This window comes from Corynebacterium renale (genome assembly GCF_002563965.1).
GTDB lineage: Bacteria > Actinomycetota > Actinomycetes > Mycobacteriales > Mycobacteriaceae > Corynebacterium > Corynebacterium renale.
In genome coordinates this window covers 2,037,045-2,052,932 of sequence record NZ_PDJF01000001.1, presented here as the reverse complement: position 1 = coordinate 2,052,932, position 15,888 = coordinate 2,037,045, and the positions used below count along the sequence as shown (strand labels likewise).

The window sequence follows — 15,888 nt, the reverse complement described above, 5'->3', positions numbered from 1 at the left end:
AGGTGGCGGGAACCCATTTCTTCTAAGAAAGGACTTTGCCCATGTCGCTTAACCAACGTCGCACTGCTTTCTTCGCAGCGCCAGTTGCAGCAGCCCTGCTCCTAGCAGGCTGCACCGCCGAAGACACGGCAACCGAGACCACCACGACGCAGACCTCCACCTCCGTAGCCAAAGCCACCGATGTCCACTGGGGCTACACCGCAGAAGGCGCCCCCGAGCACTGGGGAGAACTCTCCGAAGAATACGCAACCTGTGGCACCGGCACAGAGCAAAGCCCCATCGACCTGACCGGCGCCACGCCAGAAGACTTGGACGACCTCACCTTCGCCTACACACCAAGTGGCGGGGAAGTGCTCAACAACGGGCACACCCTCCAGTTCACCCCGGCAACTTCCCAAAAGGTCACGCTTGCTGGCGAAGAACTCGAACTCGTGCAACTGCACATGCACACCCCCTCCGAGCACCACATCGACGGTAAGCAACTACCGGGCGAAATCCACCTCGTGCACAAGAACGCTGACGGTGATCTGACCGTCTTAGGCATCATGCTTGCCGACGGCGCCGCCAACGACCTCGTCCAGTACCTCCTCGACAATGCCCCCGCGCAGGCAGACGCCACCACTGACGTGACGGAAGAACTCGACATCGCAGCGCTCCTGCCAGCTAAGCAGGAATATATCACCTACGCCGGATCGCTGACCACCCCGCCATGCACGGAAAACGTGCGCTGGATCGTCATGACCCAGCCCGTTGAAGCCTCCGCAGAGCAGCTAGCAGCCTTTGAAAAGCTCATCGGCGCCAACGCACGCCCGGTCCAAGAACACGGCGACCGCGAACTCACCCTCGACGCCACCAGCTAACCCGCTGTGCCGGGAGGATGTGTTAAGCAATCTCGTAGCGGCGCAAACGCAGTTCTCGTTCCGCGGCATACAATGGCGAGCCGTGGAACGGCAGCTGCGCAATATTAATGCTTTGAGCAGCTTTGAGAGCCAGCGCATTAGCGCTGCGCGCGGCCACAACCGGCAGTCCTATCGACTCTGCGAATTCGTCCCAGTGCCTTAACCGAATCTTTTTCGTGCGACCAGCAATCGGCAAAGCCATCGTCATGTCTCCATACATGGCGGTGCACGGAATATCGTAGATGGGCGAAATCTCCCAGCGGCCCCGTTCATTCTGAAGAATTGACATATTTTTCGCATGCAGGTCACCATTGCCCGTTAACCACGCGAACATGAACTGCACATACAAGCTTCGTGCGGCAATGATGGGTGCCTCGGTGTGTTCCGCCAAAGCAAGAACCACGTCAGTTGCTTCAACGGAATACTTCTTTGCAGGCGGGATACCTAGGACTTGGGCGCCATCCTCCAGGGCGCGAGCCTTACCATCATCTGTGCGATCAAACCTGCTCACCAGCAGCCCTGGTGTTCCTTCAGAATCGTGCACCACCTCGAACTCGGCGACGGGCATCTTTAAAGCCGCGGCATGGCGTAAATGTAACGCCTCGTTGACTACCAAGTAGGGGTGCTCTGGTGGATCAATTTTTAATATGGCGTGTCTGCCATGCGCGGTGACGGGACGGTTCGCCATGGAAGCAGAAGCTTTCGCTTGAACTCCCGGAATCCCGACTGCATCGGCAAGGTCAACAACATCCTGAAAGCGAACATCTGTCTGCGCTATATCGATGGCTGCTTCGACAGGCTGAGGCGTATAGCCATCAGGCACCACCAGAACGTCACCGGGTACATCCCTTCCCACGGCAAGCAGGAGCGAAAGCTCATCGTCGAAAGATGTTTTCACTGCGCGACGTAATACCGAAAGCCGATGACCTTCCGGGAGCAAGCCACTGAAAAAAGGAGGAAGCGCGCCATTCATGGTGGAAAGCGGTTCAGTTGAAACCGGCAAGGTTGTGGCAATCGAAGGGCCCGAATAGCTTTCAGCGTAAAAAAATGTAGTGGCGCCCACATCATTACGGTAGATATGGCCTGCCAAGACGCCTGCCTTATATACGTCTGCTTTGTTGATAAAACGGAGTTGCTCTACACCCGGAAAGGTGGCCATGGCTAGCAAACCTCCAAGCGCAATCCAACGACATTCAAGACTGCAATCACTGCGGCCAAGCTTGCGGTCCCGGTCCCATGTTCGATATCGCGCACGGTTTTATCTGAAAGCCCGGAAAGTTCCGCGAGCTGCACTTGCGTAATCCGATAGTGCTTCCGCGTCGCACGCACACGCGCACCAATTTCTTCAGCGGTCGTCAGGTCGGGTTCGAGGTTAAGCATTGCCACCCTGTTTCGGAAAGATAGTTCGGATTTAGTGATTATCTGCAAGTGTATACCGCGAAAGCGCTTAATTCCGAAACATACTTCCGAAAAGAGGGTGAAAAGTGCTCACGCTGAGTAGCGAAGGCGGAAAACCGCAGAATACTTCGGATTACCTCCTTCGGTGCCCCAACCCATTATGAGCCTCCAACTCCTTCGCCACACCAATAACCTCCGCATCCGTAGCATCTAAAGCGCCCAAATGCACCGCAACCGGAGGCAAGCCAGGCGCGCCGGGCCGTGCCCATGGGACTGAAATAGCGGCCGTACCGGACAGATTGAAAAGGCTGCACCACGGCGACCACAAAGTCTGGGCGTCGAAATTCTGCGCGGGTTCCAGGCTGCTAAACGTCCCCGTCGCTGGCGGGTCATACGCCAGGGTGGGGGTCAACAGCATGTCCGCGCGGTAATGGTCAGCCACGTGTGCTGCCAACTGAGAAGAATGCCGCTGCGCTGCCGTGAGTTGGCGCCGCGACACTGCCCGACCCTGCTGGCTTAACCAGCCGGCCAGCCCCTCATGTTCGTCCAGGCCCGCGACCTTCTGGGAGATAAGACGCCGAAAATGCATGAAGGTGTCGGTGACATCGGGGTAGGGCCATACTCGCTCAACCGTATGGCCCAATCGCGCCAAAGTGGCAGCTGCCTCTGTTGCTGCCCGCGCCCACCGCGGGTCCACCGAACTTGGAGCGAAGAGGGGGTCGGTAAGAAGCGCGATCCGCATGGGCCGACGATGCGGGCGAATCTCGTGCAAGAAAGCCTGGTCGGACACGGTCGTCGTGATGAAGCCCTGGGCTGCCAATTCAGGAGAAGAAGGCTTGAAACCTACGGTGCCCGTCGCAGCGGCAGGTACGCGGATCGAACCACCAGCATCCGACGCGTGCGCCGCGCGCACCAAACCCCGGGCGACCATCACTGCAGCGCCGCCCGACGAGCCACCGGGAGTGCACCCCGGGTAGAGCGGATTATCGACGGCCGGGAGACCTCGCGGTTCAGCGTCGATGGACATCCCCAGTTCTGAGACCGCTGATTTGCCTGGAACTAGCGCACCCTGATCAAGCAGCTGTTGGACAAAGCGTGAGGTAGTCGTTGCCATCACGGTGCGTTGCGCGGCACCAAACGTCGTGGGCATGCCAGCCACGTGGTCCAAATCTTTAGCAGGGATAATCCATCCGCTTAACCGGCCTCGCCCCGAGGGGGTGGCGGTCGGGTCGTAGTAGGCGAAGCCGTGTTCGCTAGGGCTCAGGGATGCGATCGCTCTGGTGAGGTGCTCGAGCATGTAAGAAGCATAGCCCTTTTCGGCCCCGGGATGAATGGGAAGTTGTTTCTCCTAGTTACGCGGAGGTCTGCCGCTGGGTTAACTGCTAATGCAGCCGCGAGCTCAGTTTCGCTGCAGCCGTAGTAATAGTGTCGGCCCATAAGGCGCCAGGGCTGGGGGTGAAACGGTCGGCCAAGCCGCTGATGGAAAGCACCGCAACCAATTCCTGCTCCGGAGAATAAATAGGCGCCGAAATACTTGCCAAACCTACCTGGCGTTCCGATATTGATTCCGCCCACCCCTGCTTGCGGGTGGTGTCAATATCCGCCTGGCTAAACGCGGCATCCCGCGGGATGGGCAGGGGAGCAAACGCGACGAATGCGCGCGCTGCTGACCCGGCGTTTAAAGGCATGTGCATCCCCGTGGGCACAATGTTCTGTAAACCGGCAGCCGCCGCCTCGGAGGCGAGGCAGACTCGGGAGTTGCCGGAGATCTCATATAACTGAGCAGACTCGCCGGTTTCTTGAACAAGGCTGGTGAGGATGGGGGTGGCGGCGTCGATAAGCGAAGACGGAGTGTGCAGGCACCTGCCTAGTGCCCAACGACCGTGCTCGTCGCGGGAGAGTAATTTGTGTACTTCTAAAGCTGAAGCGATGCGGTGTGCCGTCGCCCGGGGGAGGCCCGTGGTCTGGCTGAGGTCCGCCAATGACAGTGGGGTATGCGCCACGGCGTTCAAGATCGAGGCTGCCCGATCAAGTACTTTGATGCCAGATGTTGTATGATATTCCATACCCTGATATTAACATTCCATTATATGAGATGGAAGACCCGTTGTCTTATTCAGTAACCTGTTAGGAGCAAAGAATGGCTGAAAAGCTCACTCTGGCCGAGAAAGTCTGGCGCGACCACGTCGTTGTCAAAGGAGAAGGCGAAGAGCCCGATCTGATTTACATCGACCTCCAGCTCCTCCACGAGGTTACCTCACCACAGGCATTCGACGGCATGCGCATGTCCGGCCGTAAAATCCGCCGCCCAGACCTGCACCTGGCCACCGAGGACCACAACGTTCCCACCGAAGGCGTCATCGGCGGTAACCTGCTCGACATCGCAGACATGACCTCGCGTACCCAGGTGGCAACCCTGCGCAAGAACTGCGAAGAATTTGGCATCCGTCTGCACCCGATGGGTGATGTGCAGCAGGGCATCGTCCACACAGTCGGCCCGCAGACCGGCGCCACCCAGCCGGGCATGACCATCGTGTGCGGGGACTCGCATACCTCCACCCACGGCGCATTCGGATCCATCGGCATGGGCATCGGCACCTCCGAAGTCGAGCACGTCATGGCAACCCAGACCCTGAGCCTCAAGCCCTTCAAGACGATGGCTATCGAGGTCTCCGGCGAACTGCAGCCAGGGGTGACCGCAAAGGACCTTATTCTGGCAATCATCGCGAAGATCGGTACCGGTGGCGGCCAGGGCCACATCATCGAATACCGCGGCGAAGCCATCCGCAAGCTTTCGATGGAAGCCCGCATGACCATCTGCAACATGTCCATCGAAGCAGGTGCCCGCGCCGGCATGATCGCCCCCGATGAGACCACCTTCGAATACCTCAAGGGCCGCGAACTCGCGCCGAAGGGCCAGGACTGGGACGACGCCGTCGCATACTGGAAGACTTTGCCTACCGACGAAGGCGCAACCTTTGACACCGTCGTCCATATTGATGGTTCCGCGCTGACCCCATTCGTGACCTGGGGAACCAACCCCGGCCAAGGCTTGCCACTGTCCGCGAACGTCCCCGATCCCGAGGACTTCACCAACGACACCGACAAGGCAGCCGCTACAAAGGCGCTGGAATACATGGACTTAAAGCCTGGCACCCCACTCAAAGACATCAAGATTGACACCGTCTTCCTAGGCTCGTGCACCAACGCCCGCATCGAGGACCTGCGCGCCGCCGCCGACATCCTCAAGGGCAATAAGATTCACCAGGACATCCGTATGATGGTCGTTCCGTCCTCGACTCTGGTGAAGCAGCAGGCGGAAGAAGAAGGCCTGGACAAGATTTTTATCGACGCCGGCGCGGACTGGCGCACCGCCGGTTGCTCCATGTGCCTGGGCATGAACCCCGACCAGCTCAAGCCAGGGGAGCGCTCCGCATCTACCTCGAACCGTAACTTCGAAGGCCGCCAAGGCCCAGGAGGCCGCACCCACCTGGTCTCCCCACCGGTAGCCGCAGCCACCGCACTCCTGGGGCACCTGGCCAGCCCAGCAGACCTCTAACACCGACGTAACCAAAGACTTCAAAGGAGCACTCACGATGGAGAAGTTCACAACCCACACTGGTGTCGGCGTACCCCTGAAGGCGTCCAACGTAGACACCGACCAGATCATCCCTGCGGTCTACCTCAAGCGCGTGACCCGCACCGGCTTCGAAGACGGCCTGTTTGCCAACTGGCGCAAGGATGACAGCTTCATCCTCAACCAGGAGCCGTACAAGAACGGTTCCGTCCTGATTACCGGACCAGACTTCGGCACCGGGTCCTCCCGTGAACACGCAGTGTGGGCACTCATGGACTACGGCTTCCGCGCCGTATTTTCCCCACGGTTCGCCGACATTTTCCGGGGAAACTCCGGAAAAGCAGGTCTTCTTGCAGGCATCGTTGCGCAAGATGACATCGAACTCCTGTGGAAGGTCCTCGAACAGGACCCAGGCATGGACGTGACCGTCGACCTCGAAGCACAAACCATCACCGCCGGATCCACCGTGGTGAGCTTTGACATCGACGACTACACCAAGTGGCGCCTGCTCGAAGGCCTCGACGACATCGGACTGACCCTGCGCCAAGAAGATGCCATCGCAGATTACGAGTCCAAGCGCCCGGCATTCAAGCCACACGTGTTCTAAACACACGAGGGCACGCTTCGCCAGAAAAATGAGCGAAAGCGTGCCCCAGCCGTAGGCTGAGTATAGGGGGATTAACTGCTACTTCACCGGTAACGCCGAACGCAAGTAGTCAGCGCCAGAAAGCACGCCGTCACGGAAGCTCAAAACCCACGCTGCGCCCTTCTTCGTATGAGTGTGCGGCAGCGTGAAGTCAGCCTCCGCAGCTAGAGCTTCAAGGATGCCGGGAATAACCGCACCCTGCGCGCACACGACAGGAGTGCCTCCGGCTGCGATGAGTTGGCGGTAGCGCTCTTCAGTGGCCGCGGGCGAGGAGGCGAAGGCGTCGTCGCCAAGCAAAGGATCAATGGTCAGACGCACGCCGAGTGCTTTCGAAGCCGGCAAGACCGTCTGCACACAGCGGTCCGGCGCCGCGGTATACAGCGCCGTCGGCTGGTACGCCTCCAGCACGGAAACCAGACCCTGGGCTTGATCGCGACCCTTCGGATCGAGAGGGCGTGCGTCGTCCGGGCCTTCCCATTCGGAACGCTCGCCGGCGCGGCCGTGGCGGACCAGAATCATCCGAGTATCGGTCGGGTTATCAAAGCGACGCTGCGCTTGGGCCAGGATCATGTGGTCAAGTTCGTAAGACAACAGCTCCTGGGCTTCGTCGACAGGCAGCCAGCGCAGTTCATCAGCTTCATCGTCGGTGGCTACCTGTTCGCCAGTAACTTTGGCTGTCCAGTAATACACCACCTTGGTGTTGTTCTTCACCGGATAGGTCACGTGGCCCAGCAGCTTACCAAGGCGAACCGGGTAGCCGGTTTCCTCCAAAATTTCGCGGACTGCGGTTGCCGGCAAGTTTTCGCCCTTGTCTACCTTGCCCTTTGGTAAAGACCAGTCGTTGTAGCGCGGCCGGTGAATAAGCGCTACCTCGGCGCGCCCATTGTGATGGCGCCACATGACAGCACCGGCTGCGAGAATCGGCCTCGTGTACGCGGCGCCAGGATTGCGGGGCACCTTTTGGTAGCGGCCGGTCATCACGATGGACGCTGCAGCATCCTTGGTTGTTTCTCGCATCTGCATGGCTTCTATCATTGCGGATAAAAGATTTCGTCACCACATCGGGTACTTGTAACCTAGTATCGATAGGAAAAGCCCTCGGTTTAGGTGGCTGCCCCGACGTGGGGTATGAGCTGCGACGATGTGCAAAAATCACGTAGAGGAGATGGTGCAGTGGTCAACATTGCCGTCATGGGAGCAGGCTCCTGGGGAACTACCTTGGCAAAAGTCTTCGCCGACGCCGGAAACACCGTCCGGTTGTGGGCACGGCGCGAATCCTTGGCGCGCACCATCGACGAAGACCACGTCAACCCCGACTACCTGGATGGCATCACCTTGCCTGGCGCCATCTCCGCGGCCTCCGACCCCGCTGCAGTACTGCACGACGCCGCCATTGTCGTCCTTGCTGTACCGTCCCAGAGTCTGCGTGAAAATCTCGCAGTCTGGGCGGAGCACATCCCCGCTGACGCCACCGTAGTGTCCATCTCTAAAGGCGTGGAACAAGGCACCTACATGCTTATGAGCCAGGTCATTGCTGACGCCACCGCCATTGAGCGCGAGCGCATCGCCGTGCTTTCCGGGCCCAACCTGGCCCGCGAAATTGCTGAGGAACAACCCGCAGCAACCGTCATCGCCTGCGTCGACGAAAACCGCGCGAAATTTGTCCAAGCCGCGGTATCCACCAGTTACCTGCGTCCTTACACCAACACCGACGTCACCGGCTGCGAAGTCGGCGGCGCCTGCAAAAACGTCATCGCGCTAGCTTGCGGTATGGCGTCCGGACGCGGGCTCGGCGAAAACACTCTAGCTACCCTGATCACTCGCGGTCTCGCAGAAATTTCCCGCCTCGGGGTGGCCCTCGGTGCCGACGCGCGTACCTTCAGCGGCCTCGCAGGCCTAGGAGATTTGGTAGCAACCTGCTCTTCGCCGCTCTCGCGTAACCGCAGTTTCGGCTACCGCCTCGGCCAAGGCGCCGGTCTAGATGAAGCGAAGAAAGCCACCCACGGTCAAGTCGCCGAAGGCGTGATTTCCTCCCGCTCTATCTTTGAACTTGCCGATAAACACTCGGTAGACATGCCACTGACCCAGGCCGTCTACGCAGTGTGCCACAAGGGTTTAAGCGTCGAGGACATGGTCATTGCCCTCATGGGCCGATCAAAGAAAGCAGAGTAAGTGAACGCACCAATCCGGGTGGGTGTGGTCTACGGAGGCCATTCCCCTGAACATTCCATTTCATGCATCTCAGCGACGTCAATCATGGCAGCGCTGGAAGAAGACCCTGAACACAATTACCAGGTCATCCCTATCGGCATTACTCCAGACGGCGTATGGGTAGAAGGCACCGCTGACCCACAGGGCGACGCGCAGTTGCCAACTGTGCCCATAACCCGCGAAGTATCCCTATCCGTCAACCCTCAGCGGGCAGGACACATTACATTCGAAGATGGTTCCCTCTACGCAACAGTGGACGTGATTTTCCCCGTCCTCCACGGCCCATTCGGCGAGGACGGTACGATCCAGGGCCTGTGCGAGCTTTCTGGTGTCCCGTACGTGGGCCCCGGCGTCCTGGCTTCTGCATGCGGGATGGATAAGCAGTTCACTAAAAAGTTGGCCGCTGCTGCAGGTATTCCGATTACCCGCGAGGTAGTCCTTGAGCCCGGCATGCTTCTCGACGCCGAAGCGCAGGACTACCTGGGCCTGCCGGTTTTTGTGAAACCGGCCCGCGGAGGTTCCTCTATCGGTATTTCGCGCGTGACGTCCTGGGAAGAATTCCCGGCCGCGCTTGAATTGGCGCGCGAACATGACCCGAAGGTCGTCGTCGAAGCCGAGATCGTTGGCCACGAGGTCGAGGTCGGCGTCCTGCAGTACCCGGATGGCTCCGTGGTGGCTTCCGTACCAGCGCAGTTGGATGGCACGGGGGATTCTGAAGGCGGCTTCTACGATTTTGATACCAAGTACGTGGATAACGTTGTCACCGCGGCGATACCCGCACCAGTGGGAGAGGAGATGACCCAGCAACTTCAGGAGCTGGCCATCACAACGTTCCATGCCCTCGGATGCGAAGGGCTATCACGAGTGGACTTCTTCGTAACGGAAACCGGGCCGGTGTTCAACGAAATTAACACCATGCCCGGCTTTACGCGTATTTCTATGTACCCCCAGATGTTTGCAGCTAGTGGGGTGGATTACCCCACGCTGGTTTCCACTATGGTGCAGACTGCACTGGCGGAATCGTCTTCTCAATAAGGTTCGTGATCTCCAGGAGTTCGTCGGTTGCTTCCGGTGGCATGGAGACTGCGACCAGAGCCTGGCGGCCCAGTGCAAAGTACCCGTCTTGGCCCACGAACCACGGGACATTGTTGACCTGGGTCAGGCGGGCTCCGGCCGCATAATCTGCCGGTTGTTCCACACCACAAGCCACAACAATCGGCGCGTGGTCTTCGGCTGCCCACACAGCGCGCGTGCCTTCAGACCTCACCAACGGGTTGTCCCCCAAATTCTTGGGGAGCGCACCCATAAAACCAGTACAGCGCTGAGCTTCAGGAGTGGCAAGGTCAGAGAGGGGGAGCGCGAAGGGTTTCCACTGCTTTTCTGGAAGCTGCGCAATCGCCGGAGACACATCACCGGTAGGATCCTGGCCTTCTGCTGTAACAGCGACGACCGGCTCCCGGTCTACCGTGTACCAGGTGGCCAGGTCCGTGCCGGGGTCGGCCACCTTCACCCATTCCACGCCCGCTACATCTGCCGTGCGCGAAAGTTCCGTGTATTGCTCTGGAAGGGACACCCCGCAGCGCAGTGTGACCCGATTATCACCCAGTGACCACGCCGCTGCTCCCGGCGGGACGGGGTCTACCAGCGTTGCTCTCCGCAGGCCTGCGACGGTGGTGGGGAGGTCGTCGAGAAGCGCACTACATTCCTGCGACTCAGCCTGTGGTGCCGGCACTGCAGAAAGCTGCACCTGCCTGGACCGGTCAGACACGAGACGTGCACCGACCAGCACACCCACAACCAACACGATGGCAAGGCCAAGCGCAATGTAGACCGGGGTACGGTTAAATTGATTCTCACGCATGCACTAAATCATGCCAGAAAGGAAAACCACCGGTGAAGACACTCGGCGATATTGGCGAACACGGGGCCATAGATATCATCACTAGGCTTGCGCCCTCAGCACTCAACGGCGACGACGCCGCAGTGCTCTACAATTCTCCGCCAAATTCGCGCACCGTGGTGACTACGGATTCCTTAGTTCTCGGTAGGCACTTTCGCCTCGACTGGTCCTCACCGGAGGATATTGGGCATAAAGCGATTGTGCAGAACTTCGCTGATATTGAAGCGATGGGAGCCCGGCCGGTGGCAGCCGTCATGGCGCTCAACGCACCGCCATCCACCCCCGTCAGTTTTATTGAAGGGCTAGCCCGCGGCATCCACGATGAAATCAAAGAGTTTGCAGCGGAACTAGTCGGTGGAGATATCACAGCAAGTGATGAAATCATCGTGACCATCACCGCCATCGGATCCCTCGGCGGAAGCGCAGCACCACTGAACTTAAACGCGGCGAAACCGGGCCAAAAACTCGTTGCCAGCGGGGTGATTGGGCACTCGGCTGCGGGACTCGCCCTTCTCCAACACTTCGAAGGAAACGTCCCAGAAGAATTCGCACCTCTTGTGCACGCGCACTTGCGTCCGCGTCTGCAACCCTCACGCGGCATGATCGCGCGTGCCACTGGAGCTACCTGCGCCACGGATAATTCCGACGGCCTCCTCGTGGACCTCGAAACGATTGCCACGCGCAGTGGCGTCTCCATCAACCTCAACGCCGATGCAATCGCACCCACCGACCTCATGCATGCCGCTGGTGAAGCCACCGGCATCGACCCCTGGCAGTGGGTGTACAGCGGGGGAGAAGACCACACCCTCATGGCCACCACGCACCATGACGTCCCCTCCGGGTTCCGCCACATCGGCGACGTTGGTCGCGGTAACACAGTGACTGTCGGAGGCAAGACCCCCGCGCACACCGGGTGGGTGAGCTTCTAATGCCGACTATGAACAGCCCACTTCCCGTACACCCGACGTGGCAAGAACCTTTAAGCGAGGTGGCGGCGCAGATTCATGCCATGGGTGACTTCCTCCGCCAAGAAAACGCAGCCGGCCGTGGATACTTGCCCGCTGGTGAAAACGTGTTGCGGGCCTTTACCTATCCCTTCGACACCGCCAAAGTGCTGATCATCGGCCAGGATCCGTATCCCACGCCAGGGCACGCCATGGGGCTTTCGTTTTCTACGGAACCAGGGGTTCGGCCGTTGCCACGGTCGGTGGCCAACATCTTTAAAGAACTTCACGACGACCTAGGCATCACAGCTGTTGACGCCGACCTCACCCCTTGGGCCGAGCAGGGCGTGATCATGCTCAACAGAGTCCTCACCGTGCAACCCGGCAAAGCGGGCTCCCACCGGGGCAAAGGGTGGGAAGCAATCACCGAGCATGCTATCCGGGCACTTGCCGCCAGGGACACGCCCTTGGTCGCCATCTTGTGGGGCAACGATGCCCGGTCTTGCGCGCGGTTTATGCCCGGAGTTCCCACTATCGAAAGCGTGCACCCTTCCCCGCTGTCGGCCCGCCGCGGGTTCTTCGGCTCCCGCCCATTTTCCCGAGCCAACCAGATCTTGAACGACGTCGGGGCGACACCAGTCAACTGGGAACTGTAGAATAAGGCTTTATGTCCAAAACCACAGTCCTTGACGGCCCGCGCCTGCACTCGTGGGCGCGTCGAGCTGTGGCGGAGTTGTCTGCTCGGCGCGCGGAAATAAACCACATCAACGTGTTCCCAGTCCCTGATGCGGATACGGGTTCAAACATGGCTTTCACCATGAATTCGGCCCTGGCAGCAGCTGAGGAACTAGATGAAGACGCCTCCACCGTCGAGGTAGCAACGGCCCTAGCCCGCGGGGCTGTACGCGGAGCTCGGGGCAATTCCGGCCTGGCGCTTTCCCAGGTGTTGCGTGGCGTCGCAGAAGCCTCAGGCGATGGCATCGACGGCGAGGCTATCCGCCAAGCGCTGGCGAAGGCAACCGTATTCGTCGAATCAGCGATTGCAGATCCCGTCGAGGGAACCGTCATTTCGGTGCTGCGGGCAGCCCACGACGCCGCCCAGGGAGAGACCATCGAAGACGTGGTCTCCAACGCGGCAGCGGCCGCGCGCAAGGCGCTTGCAAACACTCCGTCCCAGCTCCCGGTGCTGCGCGAAGCTGGCGTCGTTGATGCAGGTGGCCAGGGCTTAGTAGTGCTTCTCGACGCCCTCGAATCCGAAATACTGGGCCGGGAAGCAAGCACCCCGCCTGTGGCCCCACTTCAGTCTGTTCCCCGCACTATTGGCACCCCAACGTGTGATCACGGGACACCTGCTGGTTCAGATGCTCACCTCGAGGTCATGTTCACCTTCGTCGGCGACGCCGCCCAGCTGACCGATGCGCTGAAAGATTTAGGCGATAGCCTCTTCGCCGCGCCACTGGATGACGCCACTGCCAAGGTCCACATTCACTCCCATGACGCTGGACGGGTCGTGGAAAAAGCTTTCTCCCTCGGTCAGGTGAGCGAACTTCGCTTCGAAGTACTTCCCGGTCCTGCTCCGACGGCGTACGTGAACACGGAGGCCCCGACGCGTCGTCAAGTGATTGCCATCGCCGGCCCTGGGCAAGTCGCCGACCTCTTCACCGCGGCGGGCGCCACCGTCATTGCTCCTGATGATCAGATGGAAGCGCGCCTTGCAGCCGCCCGCGACGCGTTCCCAGAAACGATTGTCATTGCCAATGGGTACGTGCCACCCCTGCGCACCACTCATCACGTAGTCCTCGACGTGCCGCGCACAGTTGCCGGTTTCGCTGCGATCGCAGTCTACGAGGATAACGCCCCGCTAGATAAGGCGGTAGAGTCCATGGAGGAAGCGGCGTCAGAAATGCGCAGCGCCGTCATCGATCAGACCGCGCATGCCTTCCTCACCCCGGCAGGCGCATGCGGTAAAGGGGACTACCTCACGGAAACGACTCCGGGCAACGTCATTCGCGTCTCGGATACCCTCGATGAAGCCATCGAAAATACCATCCGCGACCTGCTTGCCGAAGGCGGGGAACAGGTCACACTACTTGCCCGAACCGGGGTGGATATCAGCACCGACAACCTCGCCGCGCGTTTTCGCGGTAATGTCGACATCATGTCGTACGTTGCAGACAACGTAGAAGGGCTCGTTCAAGTAGGGGTGGAATAAAAATATGCTGGGGTGGCACGATCGGCGAACGTTAGACACACTTTTTGAAAAGAAAACTGCCACCGAAATCCGCAAAGAGCTGGGGCTTAGTACTGTCGATGAGCTGCTGGCGTACCGGCCACGAACCTATTCCCGCAACGGTGCGCACGTAGGCGTTGGCAACGCGGAAGAAGGGGAGCAAGTCACCATCGTCGGGGAAGTCTTGGACGTTCGCCAGTCCACGACTCGCAACGGCATGCGGATCACCACGGTGACGATCTTCGATGGCACCGTCAACCTGACTGCAAGTTTCTTCCGCGTCACGTTCATCGCCAAAGTCCTGTTACCGGGGACCAAAGCAATGTTTACCGGCAAAGTCCGCTACTACCGGGGACAACCGCAACTGCAACACCCCCAATACGTCATCTTGCGGCGTGCTTCCAAAGAAACGTTGGCCAGCTTCGGGGAGGAAACCGACGAGCAACCTACCGAACTGGAACTGCGCCTAGCCAAGCGCGATTACGTGCCTATCTACCCGGCTACCAAAAAAGCCACCTCCTGGAAGATTATGGACTGGGTTGATCACGTACTGGCCAACGTTCCGCCCATCCCCGAACCGTTGGATGAGCCACCCGCATTCTTGCCGAGCTTCGACCAGGCGATTCGGGGCGTGCACGTCCCAGGACCTGAAGGCCCGGAGCCGCACATCGAGCGTCTCAAGTACAACGAGGCCCTTGAACTAGCAACTGTCATGGCTTTGCGACGTGCCGACAACCACGACCGCGTCGCAGCCGCGAATCCACCGCGACACGGTGGAATGCGCGAGGGCCTGCTGGGCAGCCTGCCGTATGAACTCACGGCGGGGCAGCAGGAAGTCGTGGAAACTATCTCGCACGACCTGTCCCAAGAGCACCCGATGTCTCGTCTCTTGCAGGGGGAAGTCGGTTCGGGTAAGACGGTCGTGGCGCTGCTGTCCATGCTCCAAGTCATTGATAATGGGCGCCAGTGCGCATTTATGGCACCGACCGAAGTCCTTGCCACTCAACATTGGGCGAGCCTGCAGTCCCTGTGCATGGACTTGCCACTTACTGTCGTATTGCTCACGGGCTCTTTGAGCACTCAGGACCGTCAGGACGCACTGCTGAAGATTGTCAGCGGGCAGGCTGACATCGTGGTCGGTACGCACGCGCTCTTCCAAGATAGCGTAGATTTCTTCGACCTTGGCTTGGTCGTCGTCGACGAGCAGCACCGCTTTGGTGTAGAACAGCGTGACGACCTGCGTGCCAAGGGCGGACACCCGCATCTGCTGGTGATGACTGCGACCCCGATTCCGCGCACCATCGCCATGACAGTCTTCGGTGACCTCGCGATTTCCAGCCTCCGCGAACTACCGGGCGGGCGTAAGCCGATCCAGTCATTCGTGGTGCATAAGGGTAGACCCGCGTGGTGGGAACGTACCTGGTCCCGGCTCTACGAAGAGGTCGAAGACGGGCACCAAGGCTACGTGGTGTGCCCGTCGATTGAAGGCGAAGGCGGCGTCCTGGAACTGGCGAACGTCCTGCGCGCACGGTGGCCGAACCTCCGGATTGAGGAATTGCATGGCAAGTTGCATCCGGAGGATAAAGACTACGTGATGGCAGAATTCGCGGCCGGGCGCATCGATGTCCTCGTAGCTACTACGGTTATCGAGGTCGGCGTGGACGTGGCCAATGCCACCGTCATGGTCATTACGCAGGCCGAACGGTTTGGCATTTCCCAGTTGCATCAGTTGCGCGGGCGCGTCGGGCGTGGCGGGCACGCGTCGATATGCTTCCTCATGACGGCAACTCCTGATCAAGCGGCGTTGGAGCGTCTCGAGGCAGTGGCTGCGACGACCAGCGGCTTCGACCTAGCGGACATCGACCTACGGCACCGACAGGAAGGCGACATTCTGGGTGCTGCGCAGTCCGGGAAGTCGCGCCTGAAGATCCTAAACCTGCTCGCGGACCAAGATATTATTGCGATGGGCCAAGACGACGCCGCCGACCTGGTTGCCCGCCACCCAGATTTAGCCCGCACCCTGGTATCTGATATAGAAGAAGAGTCGCAAGACTTCCTGGAAAAGAACTAGTACTGGAGGAAA

At 59.7% G+C, this 15,888-nt stretch carries 15 protein-coding genes; 9 read left to right on the top strand and 6 right to left on the bottom strand.

The features are described from left to right. Window positions 1-41: 41 nt before the first annotated feature. Window positions 42-860 carry a carbonic anhydrase gene (locus ATK06_RS09605; protein ID WP_048379097.1) on the top strand — a complete coding sequence of 273 codons (819 nt, stop codon included), beginning with the start codon at window positions 42-44 and terminating at the stop codon, window positions 858-860. A gap of 22 nt (window positions 861-882) precedes the next feature. Here the strand turns inward: ATK06_RS09605 and ATK06_RS09600 are convergent, their stop codons facing one another. From ATK06_RS09600 to ATK06_RS09585, 4 genes are all read right to left on the bottom strand, one after another. After that, complete coding sequence (locus ATK06_RS09600) at window positions 883-2,058, bottom strand: type II toxin-antitoxin system HipA family toxin (protein WP_048379099.1); 1,176 nt, start codon at window positions 2,056-2,058, stop codon at window positions 883-885. A 2-nt stretch (window positions 2,059-2,060) separates the two neighbouring features. After that, window positions 2,061-2,279 (bottom strand): helix-turn-helix domain-containing protein, encoded by a 219-nt coding sequence (locus ATK06_RS09595; protein WP_048379608.1) that lies wholly within the window; start codon window positions 2,277-2,279, stop codon window positions 2,061-2,063. A 151-nt stretch (window positions 2,280-2,430) separates the two neighbouring features. Continuing rightward, entirely contained in the window at window positions 2,431-3,594 is a 1,164-nt protein-coding gene (locus ATK06_RS09590; protein ID WP_098389254.1) for an amidase family protein, read from the bottom strand. Between the two features lie 85 nt (window positions 3,595-3,679). Then, a complete protein-coding gene (locus ATK06_RS09585; protein WP_098389253.1) occupies window positions 3,680-4,363 on the bottom strand; it encodes an IclR family transcriptional regulator in 684 nt (227 codons plus the stop codon). A gap of 74 nt (window positions 4,364-4,437) precedes the next feature. On the opposite strand from ATK06_RS09585, the gene leuC reads away from it, so the two are divergent. Further along, on the top strand, window positions 4,438-5,856 hold the full coding sequence (gene leuC / locus ATK06_RS09580; RefSeq protein WP_098389252.1) for a 3-isopropylmalate dehydratase large subunit: 1,419 nt from the start codon (window positions 4,438-4,440) through the stop codon (window positions 5,854-5,856). Window positions 5,857-5,893: 37 nt separating this feature from the next. Then, entirely contained in the window at window positions 5,894-6,481 is a 588-nt protein-coding gene (gene leuD / locus ATK06_RS09575; protein ID WP_098389251.1) for a 3-isopropylmalate dehydratase small subunit, read from the top strand. A gap of 78 nt (window positions 6,482-6,559) precedes the next feature. On the opposite strand, the gene ATK06_RS09570 is transcribed toward leuD, so the two are convergent. Beyond that, window positions 6,560-7,543, bottom strand: a complete 984-nt coding sequence (locus ATK06_RS09570; RefSeq protein WP_231913500.1) for an NUDIX hydrolase — start codon at window positions 7,541-7,543, stop codon at window positions 6,560-6,562. Window positions 7,544-7,693: 150 nt separating this feature from the next. Between ATK06_RS09570 and ATK06_RS11330 the strand changes: the two genes are divergently transcribed. Beyond that, window positions 7,694-8,692 (top strand): NAD(P)H-dependent glycerol-3-phosphate dehydrogenase, encoded by a 999-nt coding sequence (locus ATK06_RS11330; protein ID WP_048379104.1) that lies wholly within the window; start codon window positions 7,694-7,696, stop codon window positions 8,690-8,692. Continuing rightward, window positions 8,693-9,766: a D-alanine--D-alanine ligase family protein gene (locus tag ATK06_RS11325; protein WP_098389250.1), complete on the top strand. Its 1,074-nt coding sequence runs from the start codon at window positions 8,693-8,695 to the stop codon at window positions 9,764-9,766. On the opposite strand, the gene ATK06_RS09555 is transcribed toward ATK06_RS11325, so the two are convergent. Further along, window positions 9,726-10,592: a DUF3515 family protein gene (locus tag ATK06_RS09555; RefSeq protein WP_048379108.1), complete on the bottom strand. Its 867-nt coding sequence runs from the start codon at window positions 10,590-10,592 to the stop codon at window positions 9,726-9,728. The genes ATK06_RS11325 and ATK06_RS09555 overlap by 41 nt on opposite strands. 32 nt (window positions 10,593-10,624) lie before the next feature. Between ATK06_RS09555 and ATK06_RS09550 the strand changes: the two genes are divergently transcribed. From ATK06_RS09550 to ATK06_RS09535, 4 genes are read left to right on the top strand one after another with little or no spacing between them, the layout of a single operon-like run. Next, the gene (locus tag ATK06_RS09550; RefSeq protein WP_098389249.1) at window positions 10,625-11,560 is read left to right on the top strand and encodes a thiamine-phosphate kinase; all 936 of its coding nucleotides are present in this window, start codon (window positions 10,625-10,627) and stop codon (window positions 11,558-11,560) included. Beyond that, the gene (locus ATK06_RS09545; RefSeq protein WP_408608286.1) at window positions 11,560-12,231 is read left to right on the top strand and encodes a uracil-DNA glycosylase; all 672 of its coding nucleotides are present in this window, start codon (window positions 11,560-11,562) and stop codon (window positions 12,229-12,231) included. Before ATK06_RS09550 ends, ATK06_RS09545 begins: the two co-directional genes overlap by 1 nt. An 11-nt stretch (window positions 12,232-12,242) precedes the next feature. Next, a complete protein-coding gene (locus ATK06_RS09540; RefSeq protein WP_098389248.1) occupies window positions 12,243-13,787 on the top strand; it encodes a DAK2 domain-containing protein in 1,545 nt (514 codons plus the stop codon). 4 nt (window positions 13,788-13,791) lie between these two features. Beyond that, a complete protein-coding gene (locus tag ATK06_RS09535) occupies window positions 13,792-15,876 on the top strand; it encodes an ATP-dependent DNA helicase RecG (RefSeq protein ID WP_098389247.1) in 2,085 nt (694 codons plus the stop codon). The last annotated feature ends 12 nt before the right edge of the window (window positions 15,877-15,888 follow it).

Excerpts from the sequence above, each read along its gene's own strand:
- leuD (WP_098389251.1), top strand. The coding sequence starts at position 5,894 with ATGGAGAAGTTCACAACCCACACTGGTGTCGGCGTACCCCTGAAGGCG.
- ATK06_RS09585 (WP_098389253.1), bottom strand. The coding sequence starts at position 4,363 with ATGGAATATCATACAACATCTGGCATCAAAGTACTTGATCGGGCAGCC.
- ATK06_RS09570 (WP_231913500.1), bottom strand. The coding sequence starts at position 7,543 with ATGCAGATGCGAGAAACAACCAAGGATGCTGCAGCGTCCATCGTGATG.
- leuC (WP_098389252.1), top strand. The coding sequence starts at position 4,438 with ATGGCTGAAAAGCTCACTCTGGCCGAGAAAGTCTGGCGCGACCACGTC.
- ATK06_RS09590 (WP_098389254.1), bottom strand. The coding sequence starts at position 3,594 with ATGCTCGAGCACCTCACCAGAGCGATCGCATCCCTGAGCCCTAGCGAA.
- ATK06_RS09540 (WP_098389248.1), top strand. The coding sequence starts at position 12,243 with ATGTCCAAAACCACAGTCCTTGACGGCCCGCGCCTGCACTCGTGGGCG.
- ATK06_RS09595 (WP_048379608.1), bottom strand. The coding sequence starts at position 2,279 with ATGCTTAACCTCGAACCCGACCTGACGACCGCTGAAGAAATTGGTGCG.
- ATK06_RS09600 (WP_048379099.1), bottom strand. The coding sequence starts at position 2,058 with ATGGCCACCTTTCCGGGTGTAGAGCAACTCCGTTTTATCAACAAAGCA.
- ATK06_RS09555 (WP_048379108.1), bottom strand. The coding sequence starts at position 10,592 with ATGCGTGAGAATCAATTTAACCGTACCCCGGTCTACATTGCGCTTGGC.
- ATK06_RS09535 (WP_098389247.1), top strand. The coding sequence starts at position 13,792 with ATGCTGGGGTGGCACGATCGGCGAACGTTAGACACACTTTTTGAAAAG.
- ATK06_RS09605 (WP_048379097.1), top strand. The coding sequence starts at position 42 with ATGTCGCTTAACCAACGTCGCACTGCTTTCTTCGCAGCGCCAGTTGCA.
- ATK06_RS09545 (WP_408608286.1), top strand. The coding sequence starts at position 11,560 with ATGCCGACTATGAACAGCCCACTTCCCGTACACCCGACGTGGCAAGAA.